Below are 305 nucleotides of genomic sequence, written 5' to 3' on the forward strand. Positions count from 1 at the left end.
AAAATATTCACAAAATAGAGAGCTACCCGAAGCCGGACGGACACGACCGGCACTGTATGGACTTTGTGAGGTAGCCCGATGCACACTGCTTTTTCTTCCCCGTCTTCTGCCCCTGCCGCGCCGCTGATGCCGGTTTCTGATACCGTTCACGAGCGCTTTATCCGTCTGCCCGAAGTGATGCATCTGTGCGGCCTGTCCCGCTCGACCATTTACGACCTCATCAGCCGGGAAGCTTTCCCGAAACAAATCTCCCTCGGTGGGAAAAACGTGGCGTGGGCGCAGTCTGAAATCACCGCATGGATGGC

At 56.4% G+C, this 305-nt stretch carries 1 protein-coding gene; it reads left to right on the forward strand.

Going from position 1 to position 305, the window contains the following annotated elements; genetic code table 11:
- Nucleotides 1-78 precede the first annotated feature (78 nt).
- Nucleotides 79-305: helix-turn-helix transcriptional regulator (locus OGY09_RS01070; protein ID WP_286589818.1), on the forward strand; the 227-nt coding region annotated here is incomplete at its 3' end.

The sequence above is a fragment of the Citrobacter sp. Cpo071 genome, from assembly GCF_030332765.1.
In the GTDB taxonomy this organism is placed as follows: Bacteria; Pseudomonadota; Gammaproteobacteria; order Enterobacterales; family Enterobacteriaceae; genus Citrobacter; species Citrobacter portucalensis.